Origin of the sequence: Dactylosporangium cerinum (assembly GCF_042653625.1) — a bacterium.
GTDB lineage: Bacteria > Actinomycetota > Actinomycetes > Mycobacteriales > Micromonosporaceae > Dactylosporangium > Dactylosporangium cerinum.
The window spans coordinates 71,852-88,204 of the sequence record NZ_JBHSIU010000009.1 but is presented as its reverse complement, the minus strand read 5'-3'; the positions used below and the strand labels follow the sequence as shown (position 1 = coordinate 88,204).

Below are 16,353 nucleotides of genomic sequence, written 5' to 3'. Positions count from 1 at the left end.
GCGCGGCGGCGGGACAGCGGCCCCGCCCCACTCCAACCCGGTAGAGACGGCGACCACGACGACCTGAGGAAGCGCAGCGCCCGATCTCACCACACAGGCTGGTTACGAGAGTGCGGCCGCGCAGCGGGACGCATGGGGGCCGCGGGTGGGAACCCCCGCCGCCGCGCCGCAGGCGCGGCAGCTAGCACAGCAACCCCCCGCCGCCGCAGCGAAGCTGCGGCAGCATTACAGCTTCAGCTCAACCAGCGGTCGTCATTGCCTTCGAAGTCGACGATCTGGCGGGCTGGGCGGGGGCGGGCTTCGTCGCGGGAGCCGTTCCAGCCGTAGTCCTCGTCGTCGTCGTGGCGGGAGCGGCGGGACACGCGTTCGTCGTCGCGGGCGGGTGCGGGGTCCTGCCAGCGAGATGTGGGGGACGCGGGCAGGGCGGCCTGGGCGGCGCCGAGGGCGGGGCGGTCGCGGCGGACCTCGGACCAGCGGGTCGTGCCGGCGTCGTCGCGGCGGGCTTCCTCGTAGCTGCTCTCGGACCAGTGTCCGTCGGGGTCGTGCTGGCGTTCGCGTTCGCGGCGGGCCTCGGATCGGCGGGGGCTTTCCCGGCGGGGCTCGTCCTCGGGGGTGTACTCCTCGTGCCGCACGGACGCCCAGCGGTCCTCGATCCGGACGTGGGTGCCGGTCTCGTCGGCGTGGACGGCGGCGCGGCGCTCGCCCATGCGCAGCTCACGGCCGCCGCGCTCGTCGCTGTGCACCGACGCCCACCGATCGGTGGTGCGGACCCCGGTCACGCTGCCGGCGTCGTCGTCCGGGTCATGCGCACGGCGGCGCCCGCCGCTGCGTTCGACCTCGCCGGACGGTGCGTTGCCGTCGGCCCGGGCCATCCGCTCACGCAGCAGCTGCTCGGTCCAGGACTCTTCGCGGGGCGCCTCGGTGCGTTCGATCCACTCGGAGCGTTCGCTGCGTTCGGTCCATTCGGATCGTTCGGTGCGTTCTGACCGGCTGATGCGCTCGGCGCCCCAGCCTCGTTCGGTGCGGTCGGACGGCTCGTCACGACCCCCGCGGTCGGTGTTCTCACCACGTCCGCCGCGGTCGGCGTGGTCCCCCCGGCTTCGTTCGCCCCGGTCGGCGTGGTCGGCCCGGCTCGCGTGCTCGCCGCGCCCCCGGTCGCCGTCGCCACGGTCGGTCCGCTCCTCGCGCCGGCGGCGGCCACCGTCACGGCCACCGTCGCCGTCGCGGGTGCCCCAGTCGCCACGAGCGGCCCGGCCGGGATCGGCGTCGGACCGGTCGCTCCGCATGCCGCGGTCCGCCCGGTCGCCGTCGGCCCACTCGCCACGGCCCCCGCGACCGCCGCTGTCACCGCGGTCGCTCCAGTCGCCCCGCCCACCGCGCTCGGCCCGGCCACCATCGCCGTCGTCGTCGTCCCAGTCCCCACGCCCGGAACCGTGCCCTGAGGCATGCCCGGAACCGTGCCCGGCGCCGTGACCGGAACCAGGCCCGGCGCCGTGCCCTGAGGCGTGACCGGAGACGTGGCCGGTGCGGTCGGACTGGTCGGCCCAGTCGGAGGTGTCGCGGTTCCCGCGCCCACGGTCGTGCGAACCGGCCCGGCCGCCGCGCTCGCCCTGGTCGCGGTCGTCGCCGCGGTCGGTCCAGCCGGCCCGCCCGGGCGCCTCGCTCCAGTGGGTGCCGTCGACGACCCTGCCGTTGTCGTGGCGGGCCCGCTCGGCGGGCTCGTGCCAGTCCTGCCCGTCCCGGTCGGACCACTCGCCGGGGCGCTGGTGCCAGTCGGCGTCACGCTCCGAGCTCGGGCGGCGCTGCTGCGGGATCTCGGGGCGAGCGCCGTACACGGTGCCGTCGCGCCTCTGGTCGGTCGGGTCGACGACCATGGTCTTGGTGGTGACCTGCACGGTCTCGGTGTGCCGCAGGACGCCCTGGGGCACCGCGGCGGAGCCGACCGGCTGCGGGCCGGCGTGCTGGGCGGCGGCGGCCTGCTGCGCCGCGCGGGTGGTGCGTTCGAGCTGGCCGCGCATGAGGTCGACCTGGTTGCGCAGCGCGTCGACGGTCTCGTGCAGCACGCCGATGCGCTCGACGAGCTGACCGTGCGTGGCGCGGGCCGCGTGGGTGATGTCGCCGCGGATGTCGTCGCGGAGCGTGTCGAGCTCCTCGAACATCGCCTCCTCGATCTCGCTGCGCACGTTTTCGTTGTCCGGGCGCAGTGCGATGGACAGGCCGATGAGGACGACGACGAGGACCGCGAGCACCGCGGCGAGCTGGAGGACGAACCCGCCGCCGAACAGCAGCAGCAGCGCGGCCAGGGGAGCAAGGCCGACGCCAGCCCAGAAGAGGATCTGGAGCAGCTTGGTGCTCGGCCGTCCTCCGGTGGTTTCCGCGGCTGGCATGAGCAGAGACCTTACCTAGTCTTCAGGGCAAGCGAAATGCCCGCCCTCGGCACCGGCGAGGTGGCAAGGACGGGCATTTCGCAACTACCAGGAGTAATCAGCCGAGCGAGCCGTCCGAGGAGAAGACGAGCGCGATGGTGACCGTGCCCTTCTTCAGCGCGTCGAGGCTCAGCGGGCCACCCGCGTCGAGGCTGGCGAACTTGCCGACCTGGAGGTTGTAGGTCTTCTCCAGACCGACCTGGCAGAACGGCCGCTGCGGGCACTCGGCCGGGCCACCGAGGACGGTGTCCTTGCCGGAGCACTTGGCGGCGAAGTCGCTGAGCGTCTTCACCCCGTTCTTCTCGGCGAACGCGGTCGTGACCGCGAACGCGTTCTGGTCGTTGGCCTTCGACGCCTTGCTGAAGGACAGCCCGGCCTTGCCGCCGATCTCCTTGAGGGCGGTCACGGTCTTGTCGACGTCACCGGAGGCCAGGACCTTGGCGTCCTTGCCGTTGGTGAGACCGTTGATGTGCTCGGTGATGGTGGCCGCATACTCGGGGACGACCTGGATTTCGCCCTTGGTCAACTGACCGTAGTAGACCTCGCGCTTGCCGATGGTCTGCACGGTCGCGTCGTAACCCGCGGCATCCAGGACGATGTCGTAGAGCGCGCCGAGCGTGGCGCTCTCCGCGAAGTCCGCGGCGCCGATCTTGATCGGGCCGCCCTTGCCCTTCGCGATGCCGGCGGTGAGGTTCTCGGCCTTGGCGAAGTCCTCCGCCGCGACCTTGGAGGTCTTGCGGTCCACGACGACCGCCTTGTTGAGCTGGATCAGCTTCTCCGGCGTCAACGCGTCGGAGACCTTGTCCAGCGCTGCGATCAGCTCAGGATCGGCAACCTTGGTGTTGACCGCAGCGATGACGTTGTCCGCCAGCTGCAGCTGCTTGTCGTCGGTGAGGAGGACAAGCTTGTCTCCCGCGACCGGGGCACAGCCGGCCCCGCTCACGGTTGCCGGCGCCTTGGTGCCCGAGGAGCCCTCATCACCGCAGGCTGCGAGGCCGACGGTGGCGAGGCCCAGAAGGACCCCAAGCGTGGCGCGCATGGCAGTTCGCAAAATGGCCCGCCTTCCGTGTCCCGGCGCGATCACTGTGACCGGCCGCGTGTCCGACGGGCGGCGCTGTCGACATGCAGCTCGCATGCAGTCCGCCCGCTAGTTGAATAGGCAACTCTGCCGATGGGAAATCGGCAACCGCAACCAGGCACGGTTTCGTAACGACCAGTCATACCCGCCCTGCGGCCTGCCGCAACACCTTGGGTGTGACCTTGCGCTCCACCAGCGCCATCAGCCCGTCGACCAGCAGTGCGAGCGCGGCGACCAGGACCGCGCCGGCCAGGATCTGGGCGTCGCCGCGACCCGCGCCGAGACCGAACCCGGCGTAGATGATGTTGCCGAGGCCACCGCCGTTGACGATGGTCGCGAGGGTGGCGGTGGCGACGACCTGGGTGGTCGCGATGCGCAGGCCCGTCGCGAGGAAGGGCACGGCGAGGGGCAGTTCGACCCGCCACAGCATCTGGGCCGATGTCAGGCCCATGCCCCTGCCCGCGTCGCGGATCTCGTCGTCGATCTCGCGCATGCCGGTGTACGCGTTGGCCAGCAGCGGCGGCAGCGAGAACACGGCCAGCGCGACCACCACGGCCGGCACGCCGATGCCGAGCGGGCCGAGCGACAGGATGGTGAGCAGCGCCATGACCGGCATCGCCTGCGTGATGTTGGACAGGATGACGACGACGCCGGAGCCGGCGCCGCGGCGGCCGAGCCAGACCCCGATGGGCCAGGCGACCAGGCAGCCGAAGAGCACCGCCAGGAACGAGATCTGCAGGTGCTCGCGGAGGCGGACCAGGATCCCGTCGGGGTTGGTCCAGTTCAACGGGTCGTTGAACCACAGGAACATGTCGTTGATCACGTTCATGCCGTCGCTCCTGTGCTTCTGGCTCGCGGGTCCCCGCTCCGCTGCGGCCCGCTCATGAGCTGCGCCTCCTGGTCCACGGAGTGAGTGCCCGGGTCAGCCCGACCAGCAGCAGGTCGAGGGTCAGGGCGAGCAGCACGCAGAGGAGCGTGGCGGTCAGGATCTGCGCCTTGTAGAGGCTGGCGCGGAAGCCGTTGAGGATCAGTGCGCCCAGGCCACCCTGCGAGCCGACGATCGAGCCGACAGTGACCAACGCCACTGTCGACACCGTCGCGAGCCGCAGCCCCGTCAGGATCGCCGGCAGCGCCAGCGGCAGTTCGACCCGCCACAGCCGGGCGACCCGGCTGTAGCCCATCGCGGTCGCGGCCTCGCGCACGTCGCCGGGCACCTGCTGCAGGCCGGTGAGCGCGTTGCGGATAAGGATGATCAGGGCGTACAGCACCAGCGCCACGACGACCGGGGTGCGGCCGGTGCCCAGGAACGGCGCCAGGAACGCGAGCAGGGCCAGCGACGGAATCGTGTAAAGCACGCTCGCTGATGTCAGAATCGGCGTGGCGAGCGGGCGTACCCAGTACGCCAGCACCGCCAGCGGCACCGCGATGGCCACCGCGATCGCGACCGACCAGACGGTGATGGCCACATGATCAACCAGCGCGTCCCAGAGCGTGTCACCGTTATCCCGGATATAGCTCCAGGAAAACCAGGGATTGCCCGCCTCACCGCGAGCCAGGAAGGACATGCGTGGACCGTACCGCGAAGACCGACGGCGCGCCGATCACCCTCGATCGGCTGGTGAAGACGTACCCGAACAGCACCACGGCGGTCGACCAGCTGAGCCTGGACATCGCCGGCGGCGACGTGACCGTGCTCATCGGCCCGTCGGGCTGCGGCAAGTCGACCGTCCTCAGGATGATCAACCGGCTGATCGAGCCGACCGGCGGCCGGGTGCTGGTCGACGGCGAGGACGTGACGAGCGTCGATCCGGTGCGGCTGCGACGGACGATCGGCTACGTCATCCAGAATGTGGGATTGTTCCCGCACCAGACCGTCCGGGCCAACGTCGGCACCGTCCCGCGGATGCTCGGCTGGGACAAGAAGACGATCGCCACGCGCACCGACGAGCTGCTGGAGCTGGTCGGTCTCGAGCCGGGGCGGTATTCGGCCCGCTATCCGCACGAGCTCTCGGGTGGCCAGCGCCAGCGGGTCGGGTTCGCCCGCGCGCTCGCCGCGGACCCTGTGGTGCTGCTGATGGACGAGCCGTTCTCCGCCGTCGACCCGATCAACCGGGGCCGGCTGCAGGACGAGTTCCTGCGCCTGCGGCAGAGCGTGCGCAAGACGACGATCCTGGTCACGCACGACCTGCAGGAGGCGATCAAGCTCGGCGACAAGATCGCGGTGCTGTCCGACCATGCCCACCTGGAGCAGTACGCGACCCCCGCTGAGCTCCTGGCCAACCCCGCCAACGCGTTCGTCGAGCAGTTCATCGGCGAGGACCGCGGCGTGATGCGCCTGTCGGTGACCCCGATCCCCCGGGACCGGCTGCAGCCGCTGAACGGCACCCCCGACGGGCTGCCCTCCGTCGCCGCCGACGCCACGCTCCGGGTCGCCTTCGGCACCATGCTGGCAGCGGGGACCGGTTCGGTCGTGGTGCGGGACGGCGACGAGGCGCTCGGTCTGCTGTCCGCCGCGGATGTACAGGTGGCGCTCGCCGAGGTCGACGCCGCCACCCGGTGACGCGGCGAGACCGGCGGCGGGGTCCGTCGCCGGTCCTGCGCTGCCAGGCCTTACCGGCGGCCCGCCATCGATGCCAGGCCGACGATCCAGCCGACGATGAGGGCGTATGCGGCGCCACCGGTGGCGGCGACGACCGCGGACGCAAATGACGCGTTCGCCAGCAGGAACGCGGTGATGAGCGCGGCCAGCGCGGCCGCGAAGATGTAGGCGGCCCATCCGGTGAGAATCGCCGAGATGGTGCCGCGCGCGCTGGCGAGCTGCGCGCCGACAAGCAGTGAGATGAACACCGCGGTGAACAGGACCAGCAGGATCGCCTTCAGATCGGCGGCCAGCAGGTCACGCACCGACTGGTCGGTGTCGAAGTTCCACGCGGGCCAGGCCAGGGTCTCCAGGAACAGACCCCGGTTGCCCGAGTTGACCCAGTCGACGTACCAGGGACTGCCGAAGATCAGCACCAACAGGAACGCCACCAGCGTGCCCGCGCTTGAGGCGGAGCGGTAGCGCGAACGAGTAACAGCCATGCCCCGGATTAGTCCCGGGAAACACGTTTTATAAACGACTACCGATAGTTACTTGGCCGGCGACATCAGGTAGTCGATGAAGGCGGCCCGGACCAGCGGCTCGGACTCGCCATAGGTGTGGTCGGTGACCTCCCGCCAGAGCGCGACGACGTCGTCGACGGTGGCGTCCAGCGAGCCGAGCCAGCCGTCCTGCGTCTCGTCGTTGCTGGACGTGACGTGCTTGAACAGGTCCCAGAAGAACTTCACGTCACGACGCTGCCGGGCGAGGCTGAAGGCGCGTTCGCGGAGTTCCTCGGTGGACAGCGCGTCAAGCTCCGCAAGGGTGGCGTCGGTCATGAACACAGCTTAGCGAGGCCGGCCGGGGCCTCAGCGGTTGCTGCCCCACCGCTCCTCGACGCCCCAGTCCTCGTCCGTGGTGCGGGCCGGCAGTTGGCTCGTCCAGCCGCCGGTCCGCGACGCCGACCAGCCGTTGTCGGGTTCGGCCTGGGCGGCGGAGCCGTAGCCCGCGGTGCTCGGGGTCCAGACCTCTTCCTCGAGCGTCTCTTCCGCGACGGTCCGCGGCCGGCCGAAGGTCTCGATCAGGCGGGTCACGATCAGCCCGATCACGATCGCGCCGCCGGCGACCGCGAGTGGGGCGATGTTCCACTTCTCGGCGGCGGAGTACCGGAACAGCAGCGTGATCGCGGCGACGGCCAGGACCGTGCCGAACACGCCACCGCGGCGGCCGTAGGCGGAGGTGCCGCCGATCAGGGCCGCGCCGACGGCGAGAGCGGTGGTGGCGAGACCGGCCGCGGCCATGCCGTTCTCGGTGGTGGTGACCTCACGGACGTCGAGGGCGGTCAGCACCCCGGCGACCGAGGCCAGCAGGGCCGAGCCGGCGATCGCCAGGCCGGTGATGGTGGCGGCGCCGCCGCCCCGGCGGCGGGCGGGGTCGGCGACCGGGCGGAAGCGGCCGACGGAGCGGCGGACCGGCCGGATCAGGCCGACGGCGCTGCCGACGACCCCGACGAGGACGACCGCGAGCATCCAGTACAGCGCCTGGTCGTGCGGGTCGTAGGCACCGGCGACGACCTGCTCCGCGTTCTGGTCGGCGATCCAGGCCATGAGCGCGAGCGCCACGCCGAGGCTGGCCGCCCAGCCGGGCACGTGGAAGCCGACGACCAGGACCGCGATGAACACGCCGACGCCGAGGGCGACGAGGGCGGTGATGCTGGCCGTCACCGCCAGGCCGCGGTGGGAGTTGTCGGCGAAGAACAGTGCCGACGCGTACGCGATCGGGCCGAGCGCCAGGTTGACGGCGCCGGCCCGCAGGGTGAGCCCCATGGCGATCGCGACGAGACCCAGTTCGGCGCCGGCGAGCAGCAGCGACTCGAACTCGGCGCCGCGCAGCGCCTCCGGCCGCGCGTCGCGCAGCAGGTACAGCAGGGAGGCGGTGGCGAGCAGCAGCACCATCTCCCACAGCGCGTGGACCGCCAGCCGGTCTCGGCCGGGTTCGCCGTGCTCGGGGTCGTCGAAGACGTCGCCGAGCTGCGCCGGGCTGGGCGCGGCCCGGCGGGCGGCGAGGCCCAGGGTGCTCTCCGTCGGCGGCACGCTGTAGTCGGTGCCTGCCGAGTAGGAGCCAGGGGTGTAGACCGACTGGTTGGAGACCCCGAGCGTCGGCGCGTCCTCGGGCACGCCGCCCGAGCGGAAGTCGGGCTCCTCACGGAATCCTGGTTCACCGCGGAACCGCGAGTCGTCGTACGCCATCGCGCGCGCCTCCTGCCAACCGACGACCGGTACGGGTCGCACAGTAACCGCGGATTGTGACCTGCGACAGTCTTTGGGCGCGGAAGACGACAGTGTTTGTTCCAGATGCCTATCGATCGAGGCTTTCGTCCTCCGTGCGATCGCCCTCCTGGCGGCCGTCCAAGCGGCCCTGCCTGGGAAGATCCTTGTCCCGGGAGCTCGGTGGCACCCGGCAGGCCCGCTCCAGCCAGAGCGCGGCGGCCAGCAGCACGATCGATCCCGCCACGCCCAGCAGGGCCTGCGGCAGGTTGTCGGAGACCTTGGCCAGGACCCCCCGCTGGGTCAGCAGCCAGGAGGACATGCCCAGGTAGAGACCGCCGAACAGGGCGGCGACCAGCGCGGACGCCTTACCGAGGACGGCATACCGCGCGATGATGAGCGGCTGCAGCGGGCCTGCGCCCTCCTTGCGGAGGATCCGGTTGCGGGTCGAGTAGGCCTCGAAACCCTCGAAGATCGCCAGGCCGATCAGGGTCAGCGGCGGCAGCCAGGGCAGCGTCGGCAGGCTGTTCCACAGGCTGCTGATGCCGATCCAGGACAGCGCCGTGGTCGCGAGCGCGGCGATGACGAGGGTGGCCGGACTGGTCGGCTCCATGCGGCCCTTGGGCCCGGTCGCGTTCGGTTCGTCGGGTGACGGCGTGGCCATCGGCTCGGCTCCAGATCACGAATCGAGGTGGATGTCTTCCCGCGGGCGCAGGTCGGCGAGGTCGGCGGCAACCGGGGCGGCCCGGACCAGCTCATAGAGCCATCCGTGGCCCGGCAGCTGCCCGTAGGGCTGGATGTCGAGCCACGGCCGGAGCACGAACGCCCGGAGATGTGCCCGCGGATGGGGCAGGGTCAGCTCCGGATCGTCGGTGATGACCGGCCGGTCTTCGTCGTCCCAGACGGCGATGACGTCTACGTCAAGCGTACGCGGGCCGAAACGGCGCTCCGGGTCCCGCACGCGACCGGCGGTGTCCTCCAGCCGGTGGGCCCGGTCGAGCCAGTCGCGGGCCGTCGCGGCCGGGTCGACGGCGAGCAGGACCGCGTTGAGGTAGTGCGGCTGGTCGGGATCGCCCCACGGGGGTGTCTCGTACACCCCGGAGACGGCCATCACGACGTCGCCGAGCCCGTCGACCGCGCCGCGCAGGTTGGCCTCGCGATCGTCGAGGTTGCTGCCCAGGGCGAGCACCGCTCTGGTCATGCCGCCACCTCCGCTGCGCTCCGGCGTCGGCCTGACCCAAACCTGCCACATGATGACCGGCCCGAGACGCTGCGCTGGCCGGTCATGCCGCCACCTCCGCTGTGCTCCGGCGTCGGCCTGACCCAAACCTGCCACATGATGACCGGCCCGAGACGCTGCGCTGGCCGGTCATGCGTCCGTGCCCCGGACCCGGCGGATGGTGACGGCGACGTCGGCGAACTCGTGCGGGATCGGCGCCTGCGGCTTGTGGACGGTGACGGTCGCTGCCTGTACCCGCGAATCCCGCAGACACACATCCGCCAGGCGGTGCGCGAGCGTCTCGATCAGGTTGACCGGGTCGCCGGCGACGACCTCGGCGAGGTGCCCGGCGAGTTCGCCGTAGTGCACGGTGTCGGTGACGTCGTCGGACGTGGCGGCGGGCCCGAGATCGAGCTCCAGCACCACATCGATCACGAAGTCCTGGCCGTCCCGGCGCTCGAAGTCGAACACGCCGTGGTGGCCGCGGACCCGTAGCCCGGTCAGAGCGATCCGGTCAGCCGTCATGGCACCGCCTGTCTTCATCGCGCCGCCTGTACGGCCTGCCACACCTTGATCGCATCAACGTTGCCACGGACCTCGTGGACCCGCACACCCCAGGCACCCGCGGCGACGGAGAGCACGGTCGTGGCGATCGTGGCCGCCTCACGGTCCCCGGTCGGGCGGGCGGACCCGTCGGCCGCCTCCAGCAGCCGGCCGAGGTGGGACTTGCGACTCGATCCGACGAGGACCGGGTACCCGAGCGCGACCAGCTCCGGCAGGTGCGCGGCCAGCCGCCAGGTGTGCTCGGCCCTCTTCGCGAACCCCAGGCCGGGGTCGAGGATCAGCCGTTCGGGTGCGACACCGGCGGCGACGGCCTCATCGACGCGCTCCAGCAGCTCGGCACACACCTCTTTCACGACATCGTCGTAAAGGGCTAAATCGGTCATTCGCCGGGAATGACCCCGCCAGTGCATGAGCACCCAGGGGCAGCCGGCGTCGGCGACCACGCGGGCCATGTCGGGGTCGGCGAGCCCGCCGGAAACGTCGTTGACCAGGACGACCCCGGCGGCGACGGCCTCGGCGGCGACCGCCGCACGGGTCGTGTCGATGCTCATGGCGACCCCGGCCGCGGCCAGCTCGCGGATCACCGGCAGGACCCGGTCCAGTTCGGTCCGCGCGTCGACCCGGTCGGCGCCCGGGCGGGTGCTCTCGCCGCCGATGTCGATGATGTCGGCGCCCTCGTCGACCATCTGCATGGCGTGCTCGACCGCGGCGCCGAGCCCGGCATAGCGGCCGCCGTCGGAGAAGCTGTCCGGGGTCACGTTGAGCACCCCCATGACCACGGGGGAAGGACGGCGAAGGAGCGTCACCTGAATGAAGGTACTCACCTTCGGTCAGTCACCTGTCCCCCACCAGGGGTAACCGCGCAGACGCCTCATCAGCAACACTGATCACGGACCGGTCAGCTTGTTGGAAAGAGGGCTGCAACGTACTCTCTGCAAGTGAACGTTATTCGGACCGTTAAACCCGACAATGGGCATTTAGCAGGGCAAACGCCCGGATAAGGTTCCGCTGGAGGGCGACACAGCAGCCGGGGTTGTATGACCGGGTCGTCTTATCAGCGAGGCTTAACGCGCGGCGTGCACCTCGCCCGTCGCGCCTCCGGGGAGGTCTGATGATGTTGTTGGAGATCGGCCAGGCGTTGTGGGGGGAGACCACCCGCATCGCGGACGCGATCGCCCTGGCGCCGACGCCAACTCCCGAGCCGAAGACGATCAACACGAACGGCATCCTGGACTTCTTCATCCAGAAGATCGTGCCGATCCTGCTGGCCGTGCTCGGTGTCATCTTCATCGGCCGGGCCAGCAAGGGCGAGGTCTCCCGGGTGCTCACGAGCTCCGCCATCGCGATCATCGGGCTGGCCTTCGTCGCCGGCGCCGCTTCGCTGTTCTTCTTCGGCGACTCGCTCGTCAAACTGCTCTTCGGAACCAACTAGGGCTGCCTTGCCTTCCCGGCCTCACTGCTGAGCCTCACTGCTGAGACGAGTGAACAAGAATGCGGCTGCGCACCGACGATGACATCTACCGGGCCCGCCTGGTCTACCTCGGGCCGCCCGGCTACACCCTGCCCGTCCAGCTGCCCTATGCGCAGTACGGGGTGTTCGCGCTGCTGGTGCCGTTGTTCATGTTCATCCGCTACATGATCACGCTGCAGGTCGACTTCTTCCCCGCCTACGAGATCGCCCTCGCGATCGTGGCGACGTCGCTGATCTTCCGCTACGTCGACCCCGACCGTCCCGCCCGGATGGTGGTCCGCACAGCCCTGACCGACTGGCGCCACACCCGGGAGCCGAGCCACGAGCAGCGCGATGCCAGGCTCGTGGCCACCAGGGTGCGTATCCGCCCGGAACTCACCGGTGATCTCGCATGACCAACCCGCCTCCCCGTCGCACTGGGGGCTACTCCAATCAGCCGGACACGGATGACGACGCTGCGCACACGTCTGACTACGATGGCGGACTGAGGGCCGCCGCCGAGGGCGGTCGCGTGGCGATGTTCCGCGGCCCGGCCCACAGCCCGGCGGGCGCGTCGACTCCCCCATCAGCCGCGGCGGACGTCGACTCGCCGTTCCTCGGCCTGTTCGACGACCCGCCCAGCGGGCGGCCCCGCGACCAGGTGAAGGCCCTCGATCCCGGCAGCAGCCGGCCGATCTCCGGCATCCCGGTGTCGGCGGCCCCGTCGTCCGGCGCCGGCCGGGCCCCGGAGGACCTGCGCGCCCCCAAACGGGTGGTGCCACGGACCGAGGCGCTGCCACCCGGCGCCTACGAGCGACGCCAGCTGGACCGCCCGGCCGTCGAGCGCCGCCCGATCGAGGCCGGCCCGCCGGCGCTGCCCGCAGCGCCGGGGCAGTCCGTCCGCGGCGGATTCGCGGACCGCGATCACCCGGACGTGTTGGAGTGGAGCGGCGAGCATCCCCGCATGCTCGGCCGGCCCGGGACGGCCGAGCGGCCGCCGGCCGACCGCCGGCAACCCACCGAACGGCAGCCATCACAGCGGCAGCCGGATCGTTCCTCACGGCTGCCCAGTCGGCCGTCGGGCGGGGGCACCAGCCGTACACCAGCCAAAACGAACGGCAAAGTGGTGCCGGTGCCACCGGCGCGCCGCAACCCGCAGGACGCCCCGGGGCAGCCGCCGCGGCCGGCCAGGACCCAGCCGGCGATCAAGCCCGGCCGGCGGACGCCGCTGGACCGCACCCCGAAACCCCGGCACAAGGACCGCCATGCGTCGATCGACCTGGCGATCACCGAGATCGCCGGGCACCTGACCTTCACCCCGAACACCGTCACCGCGTGGTACTGGCTGCCCGAGGTCCGCTGGGCGTTCCGCCCGGACGCCGAGCGTGAGGCGCTGCTGTCGGCGATCTCCGAGCAGTACGCCGGCCTCGCTGGGTTCCGCCTGCACCTGCGCCGCACCACCAAGCCGTTCCCGGCCGACCAGTGGGCCCGCGTCGTGGACAACAACACGCCGTATCCGCTGCCGTCCGCCGGCGCCGGCCCGTCGTGGGCCGACCACCTGGTCGCCGCGCAGAAGCACCTCCTGGCGATCAACCACGCCGAGGGCCAGACCTACCTCGGCATCTCCTTCGCCCGGCGCACCCTCGGCGACACCTTCGCCGAACGCATCGGCTCCCTCTTCCGCCGCGGCGTCGCCGACGCCGAACGGCGCAGGATGGCCCGCACCGTCGAACAGTTCGACGAGGTCCTCGGCGCGTTCGGCATGCGCGGCCGCCGGGTCACCGCGTTCGAGCTGGAATGGCTGCTCTACCGCTCCGTCGCGCTGTGCATGTCGCCGCCGGGCCAGATCGCCACCCTCGACGGCTCCTGGGACCGCGGCGACCTGCTGGCCCTGACCGAGCAGGTCGAGCGGTACCGCACGCCCTACGGCTCCACGGTCAAGCTGGTCAACCGGGTCAGCGGCGAGGAGCGGCACGTCGCGGTCCTCACCGTCGGCCGGATGGAGCCCCTGGAGATCCCCGAGCGGCACGAGCCCTGGCTGCATTTCCATGAGCGGCTGCCCTGGCCGATGGAGCTCTCCTCGCGGATCGACATCCTCGGCCCGAACGACTCGTTCCGCAACCTCGAGCACCGCCTCAGACTCATCCGCTCCCAGCAGGCCGACTACAGCGAGCACGGCATCGACGCTCCCCCGGAGCTGGAGCGCCTCGCGAAGCGCGCCCTCACCATCGGCGACGAGATCAGCACCGGGCTTCCCGTCGACTCCTCCCGCGCACACGGCTGGCACCGCATCGCCGTCGGCGGCCGCACCCGCGAGGAATGCCTGGAGCGGGCCCGCCGGGTCACCCAGATGTACTCCCGGGAGATGCGGGTCGCCCTGCAACACCCGAAGCAGCAGGACTGGCTGGCCCGCGAGTTCATCCCCGGCGAGCCCCTCGCCAACACCGGCTACCTGCGCCGCATGCCGGTCAAGCTCTTCGCCGCCGCCCTGCCCCAGGCGGCCTCCACCGTCGGCGACCGCCGCGGCGACCTCATCGGCCGCACCGCCGGCACCTCCCGCCGCCCGGTCTTCCTCGACCTGCACTTCCCCATGGAGGTCCGCGAGCGCTCCGGCCTGGCCGTCTTCGTCGCCGAGCCCGGCGGCGGCAAGTCCACCCTCATGGGCGCCCTGGGCTACCTGAACGCCCGCCGCGGGGTCCAGGTCACCCTGCTCGACCCGTCCGGCCCGCTGGCCCGCTTGTGCGCGATGCCGGAGCTGGCCCCGTACTCGCGCGTCCTGAACCTCACCGGCTCCGAGCAGGGCACGCTGGCACCGTACTCACTGATCCCGACCCCACAACGCGGCCACTACGCCCCCGGCCCCTCCGGCGACCGCGAGTTCGAGATCGCCATCTCCAACGCGCGGGCCGAGCGCCGCATGCTCGTCCAGGACATCTGCATGATGCTCGTCCCGCCCCAGGTCGCCCGCGAGGCATCCACGGCGACGATGCTGCGCCACGCGGTCCGCCAGGTGCCGGCCGAGGAGTCCTCGACCCTCGAGGACGTCATCCGCTCCCTGCGCGACACCGGCGACCACGACGCCCTCGAGCTCGGCAACCTGCTCCTGGACACCGCCGAGATGCCCCTCGCCATGCTCTTCTTCGGCACCCCACCCCCCGGCCTCCTCGGCGCCGACGCGACCCTCACCGTCATCACCATGGCCGGCCTCCGCCTCCCCGACCTGAAGATCGAGCGCGAGTACTGGTCCGCCGAGGAGTCCCTCGCCCTCCCGATGCTGCACACCGCCCACCGCCTGGCCGTCCGCCGCTGCTACGGCGGCGACATGACCCAACGCAAACTCGTCGGCCTGGACGAGGCCCACTTCATGGAGGGCTGGCGCTCGGGCCGCTCCTTCCTCGTCCGGCTCGCCCGCGACTCCCGCAAATGGAACCTCGCGGCGCTGGTCGCCTCCCAGAACCCCCGCGACATCCTCGGCCTCGACGTGCAGAACCTCGTCTCGACCGTCTTCGTCGGCCGCATCGCCGAGGACTCCGAGATCGCCGCCGAGGCGTTGCGCCTGCTCCGCGTCCCGACCGACGTCGGATACGAGCAGACGCTTGCGGCGCTCTCCCAGGTCGACACGTCCTCGTCGTCGCGGCTGGGGTTCCGCGAGTTCGTGATGCGCGACGTGGACGGCCGGGTGCAGAAGGTCCGCGTCGACGTCTCCTACGTCCGAGACCTCCTGCGCTACCTCGACACGACACCGGGGGGTGTACACGTCGACGGCACCGTCGGCGGCGAGGTCGTGGACATCCACGACGACGACCCGGAGGTCGATAGGTGAGACGCCTGCCCGTGTACGCAGCTGTCATCATCGTGACCGCAGTGGCAACGTTGTTCGCCGGACCGACAGGACCAGCGGCCGCCGCCCCCAGCGCCCCGATCCAGGCACCGGGCGATCCGTTGTGTTCTGTTGAAGAGTGGCGAGTACCTACCAATTTCAAGAACTGCGCCGATCGGCTGCAAGTAGATATCCAATCTCGTATAAGCTGCTTGGACGCTCCCACCCCGAGCAGCCCAGACTCTGGAATGGCCGGATGGTTTGCCACCAGGCCGGACTCCTCAACAAAATCCGGGATTGGCAGGCAGTACAGCAAGTATGGCTATGCTGGCTACGACTTCACGACCTACGATTTAAAGTGCGCATCAGTCGTTACAAACCCAAGCGCCGAATTCGAGAACACCATTGCCAACGGCGAGTTTGCCCTTGCCACCGGCATTCTCGGAGCATCTAACGCAATACGCGAACGCGCATGGGACCCCACCTATATGTGGGGATGGGCCGACCCGCTTGTCGAACAAGCAACTAAGTCACTTTACGCCAAGGTTTTCACCGCGTTCGGCGCCGTTACTCTAACGATTGTCGGTCTCTATCTACTTTGGCGTTCAAGGCAATCGGACCTGTCCAACGCTGTCACCACAGCCGGTTGGGCAATCTTTGTAATGGTTTTGATCAGCGCTATCGCACAGTGGCCGACTTTTTCGGCAAGCCTTGCGGACAATACTTTGGTTTCGAGCCTCGGCGTAATCCATGACGCGGTCGGCCCCTCGGACAAACAGGACGAATCTTGCAACAATATCGAGCCGGAGGCTTGCCGGGACGAGCGACCGCCTGCTGTTCGCGCAAGCGACACCGTAGTCGACGGCCTGCTGTACCGAAATTGGCTACGAGGAACCCTCGGTTCGGCGGATAGCGACACCGCCAAAAAATATGGGCCAGCCCTTTACGACG

At 70.5% G+C, this 16,353-nt stretch carries 15 protein-coding genes and 1 pseudogene; 5 read left to right on the top strand and 11 right to left on the bottom strand.

Translation table 11 applies throughout. The features are described from left to right. Positions 1-233: 233 nt before the first annotated feature. The 4 genes from ACFPIJ_RS05535 to ACFPIJ_RS05520 form a co-directional block, all read right to left on the bottom strand. Positions 234-2,387 (bottom strand): hypothetical protein, encoded by a 2,154-nt coding sequence (locus ACFPIJ_RS05535; RefSeq protein WP_380113514.1) that lies wholly within the window; start codon positions 2,385-2,387, stop codon positions 234-236. Positions 2,388-2,484: 97 nt separating this feature from the next. Beyond that, entirely contained in the window at positions 2,485-3,465 is a 981-nt protein-coding gene (locus ACFPIJ_RS05530; RefSeq protein WP_380113513.1) for a glycine betaine ABC transporter substrate-binding protein, read from the bottom strand. Between the two features lie 178 nt (positions 3,466-3,643). After that, positions 3,644-4,333, bottom strand: coding sequence for an ABC transporter permease (locus ACFPIJ_RS05525; protein WP_380113512.1), 690 nt, complete (start codon positions 4,331-4,333; stop codon positions 3,644-3,646). A 52-nt stretch (positions 4,334-4,385) separates the two neighbouring features. Further along, positions 4,386-5,069: an ABC transporter permease gene (locus tag ACFPIJ_RS05520; protein ID WP_380113511.1), complete on the bottom strand. Its 684-nt coding sequence runs from the start codon at positions 5,067-5,069 to the stop codon at positions 4,386-4,388. A gap of 2 nt (positions 5,070-5,071) precedes the next feature. On the opposite strand from ACFPIJ_RS05520, the gene ACFPIJ_RS05515 reads away from it, so the two are divergent. Beyond that, a complete protein-coding gene (locus tag ACFPIJ_RS05515; RefSeq protein WP_380113510.1) occupies positions 5,072-6,064 on the top strand; it encodes an ABC transporter ATP-binding protein in 993 nt (330 codons plus the stop codon). 50 nt (positions 6,065-6,114) lie between these two features. Here ACFPIJ_RS05515 and ACFPIJ_RS05510 read toward each other — a convergent pair whose 3' ends face one another. From ACFPIJ_RS05510 to folP, 7 genes are all read right to left on the bottom strand, one after another. Then, positions 6,115-6,585, bottom strand: a complete 471-nt coding sequence (locus ACFPIJ_RS05510; RefSeq protein ID WP_380113509.1) for a hypothetical protein — start codon at positions 6,583-6,585, stop codon at positions 6,115-6,117. Positions 6,586-6,633: 48 nt separating this feature from the next. Continuing rightward, a complete protein-coding gene (locus ACFPIJ_RS05505) occupies positions 6,634-6,921 on the bottom strand; it encodes a hypothetical protein (protein ID WP_380113508.1) in 288 nt (95 codons plus the stop codon). A gap of 30 nt (positions 6,922-6,951) precedes the next feature. Beyond that, complete coding sequence (locus ACFPIJ_RS05500) at positions 6,952-8,331, bottom strand: ABC transporter permease (RefSeq protein ID WP_380113507.1); 1,380 nt, start codon at positions 8,329-8,331, stop codon at positions 6,952-6,954. Between the two features lie 109 nt (positions 8,332-8,440). Beyond that, positions 8,441-9,013, bottom strand: a complete 573-nt coding sequence (locus ACFPIJ_RS05495; RefSeq protein ID WP_380113506.1) for a DUF3180 domain-containing protein — start codon at positions 9,011-9,013, stop codon at positions 8,441-8,443. Positions 9,014-9,028: 15 nt separating this feature from the next. Then, positions 9,029-9,550: a 2-amino-4-hydroxy-6-hydroxymethyldihydropteridine diphosphokinase gene (folK, locus tag ACFPIJ_RS05490; RefSeq protein WP_380113505.1), complete on the bottom strand. Its 522-nt coding sequence runs from the start codon at positions 9,548-9,550 to the stop codon at positions 9,029-9,031. Positions 9,551-9,718: 168 nt separating this feature from the next. Next, entirely contained in the window at positions 9,719-10,093 is a 375-nt protein-coding gene (gene folB, locus ACFPIJ_RS05485; protein WP_380113504.1) for a dihydroneopterin aldolase, read from the bottom strand. A 14-nt stretch (positions 10,094-10,107) separates the two neighbouring features. Beyond that, the gene (folP, locus tag ACFPIJ_RS05480; RefSeq protein WP_380113656.1) at positions 10,108-10,905 is read right to left on the bottom strand and encodes a dihydropteroate synthase; all 798 of its coding nucleotides are present in this window, start codon (positions 10,903-10,905) and stop codon (positions 10,108-10,110) included. Positions 10,906-11,243: 338 nt separating this feature from the next. Here folP and ACFPIJ_RS05475 point away from each other — a divergent pair, with 338 nt between their 5' ends. The 4 genes and pseudogenes from ACFPIJ_RS05475 to ACFPIJ_RS05460 form a co-directional block, all read left to right on the top strand. Continuing rightward, a complete protein-coding gene (locus ACFPIJ_RS05475) occupies positions 11,244-11,564 on the top strand; it encodes a hypothetical protein (protein ID WP_380113503.1) in 321 nt (106 codons plus the stop codon). A gap of 59 nt (positions 11,565-11,623) precedes the next feature. Next, the gene (locus tag ACFPIJ_RS05470; RefSeq protein ID WP_203848747.1) at positions 11,624-11,998 is read left to right on the top strand and encodes a hypothetical protein; all 375 of its coding nucleotides are present in this window, start codon (positions 11,624-11,626) and stop codon (positions 11,996-11,998) included. 122 nt (positions 11,999-12,120) lie between these two features. Continuing rightward, positions 12,121-15,405 carry an ATP-binding protein gene (locus tag ACFPIJ_RS05465; RefSeq protein ID WP_417323596.1) on the top strand — a complete coding sequence of 1,095 codons (3,285 nt, stop codon included), beginning with the start codon at positions 12,121-12,123 and terminating at the stop codon, positions 15,403-15,405. After that, a pseudogene (locus ACFPIJ_RS05460) lies at positions 15,402-16,353 on the top strand (MFS transporter); the annotation flags it as partial. The gene ACFPIJ_RS05465 and the pseudogene ACFPIJ_RS05460, both read left to right, overlap by 4 nt.

Bases quoted from the DNA above. Each gene is read 5' to 3' on its own strand.
- folK (WP_380113505.1), bottom strand. From the start codon at position 9,550: ATGACCAGAGCGGTGCTCGCCCTGGGCAGCAACCTCGACGATCGCGAG.
- ACFPIJ_RS05505 (WP_380113508.1), bottom strand. From the start codon at position 6,921: ATGACCGACGCCACCCTTGCGGAGCTTGACGCGCTGTCCACCGAGGAA.
- ACFPIJ_RS05530 (WP_380113513.1), bottom strand. From the start codon at position 3,465: ATGCGCGCCACGCTTGGGGTCCTTCTGGGCCTCGCCACCGTCGGCCTC.
- ACFPIJ_RS05525 (WP_380113512.1), bottom strand. From the start codon at position 4,333: ATGAACGTGATCAACGACATGTTCCTGTGGTTCAACGACCCGTTGAAC.
- ACFPIJ_RS05520 (WP_380113511.1), bottom strand. From the start codon at position 5,069: ATGTCCTTCCTGGCTCGCGGTGAGGCGGGCAATCCCTGGTTTTCCTGG.
- ACFPIJ_RS05470 (WP_203848747.1), top strand. From the start codon at position 11,624: ATGCGGCTGCGCACCGACGATGACATCTACCGGGCCCGCCTGGTCTAC.
- ACFPIJ_RS05495 (WP_380113506.1), bottom strand. From the start codon at position 9,013: ATGGCCACGCCGTCACCCGACGAACCGAACGCGACCGGGCCCAAGGGC.
- ACFPIJ_RS05465 (WP_417323596.1), top strand. From the start codon at position 12,121: ATGTTCCGCGGCCCGGCCCACAGCCCGGCGGGCGCGTCGACTCCCCCA.
- ACFPIJ_RS05475 (WP_380113503.1), top strand. From the start codon at position 11,244: ATGATGTTGTTGGAGATCGGCCAGGCGTTGTGGGGGGAGACCACCCGC.
- ACFPIJ_RS05535 (WP_380113514.1), bottom strand. From the start codon at position 2,387: ATGCCAGCCGCGGAAACCACCGGAGGACGGCCGAGCACCAAGCTGCTC.
- ACFPIJ_RS05500 (WP_380113507.1), bottom strand. From the start codon at position 8,331: ATGGCGTACGACGACTCGCGGTTCCGCGGTGAACCAGGATTCCGTGAG.
- folB (WP_380113504.1), bottom strand. From the start codon at position 10,093: ATGACGGCTGACCGGATCGCTCTGACCGGGCTACGGGTCCGCGGCCAC.
- folP (WP_380113656.1), bottom strand. From the start codon at position 10,905: ATGGGGGTGCTCAACGTGACCCCGGACAGCTTCTCCGACGGCGGCCGC.
- ACFPIJ_RS05510 (WP_380113509.1), bottom strand. From the start codon at position 6,585: ATGGCTGTTACTCGTTCGCGCTACCGCTCCGCCTCAAGCGCGGGCACG.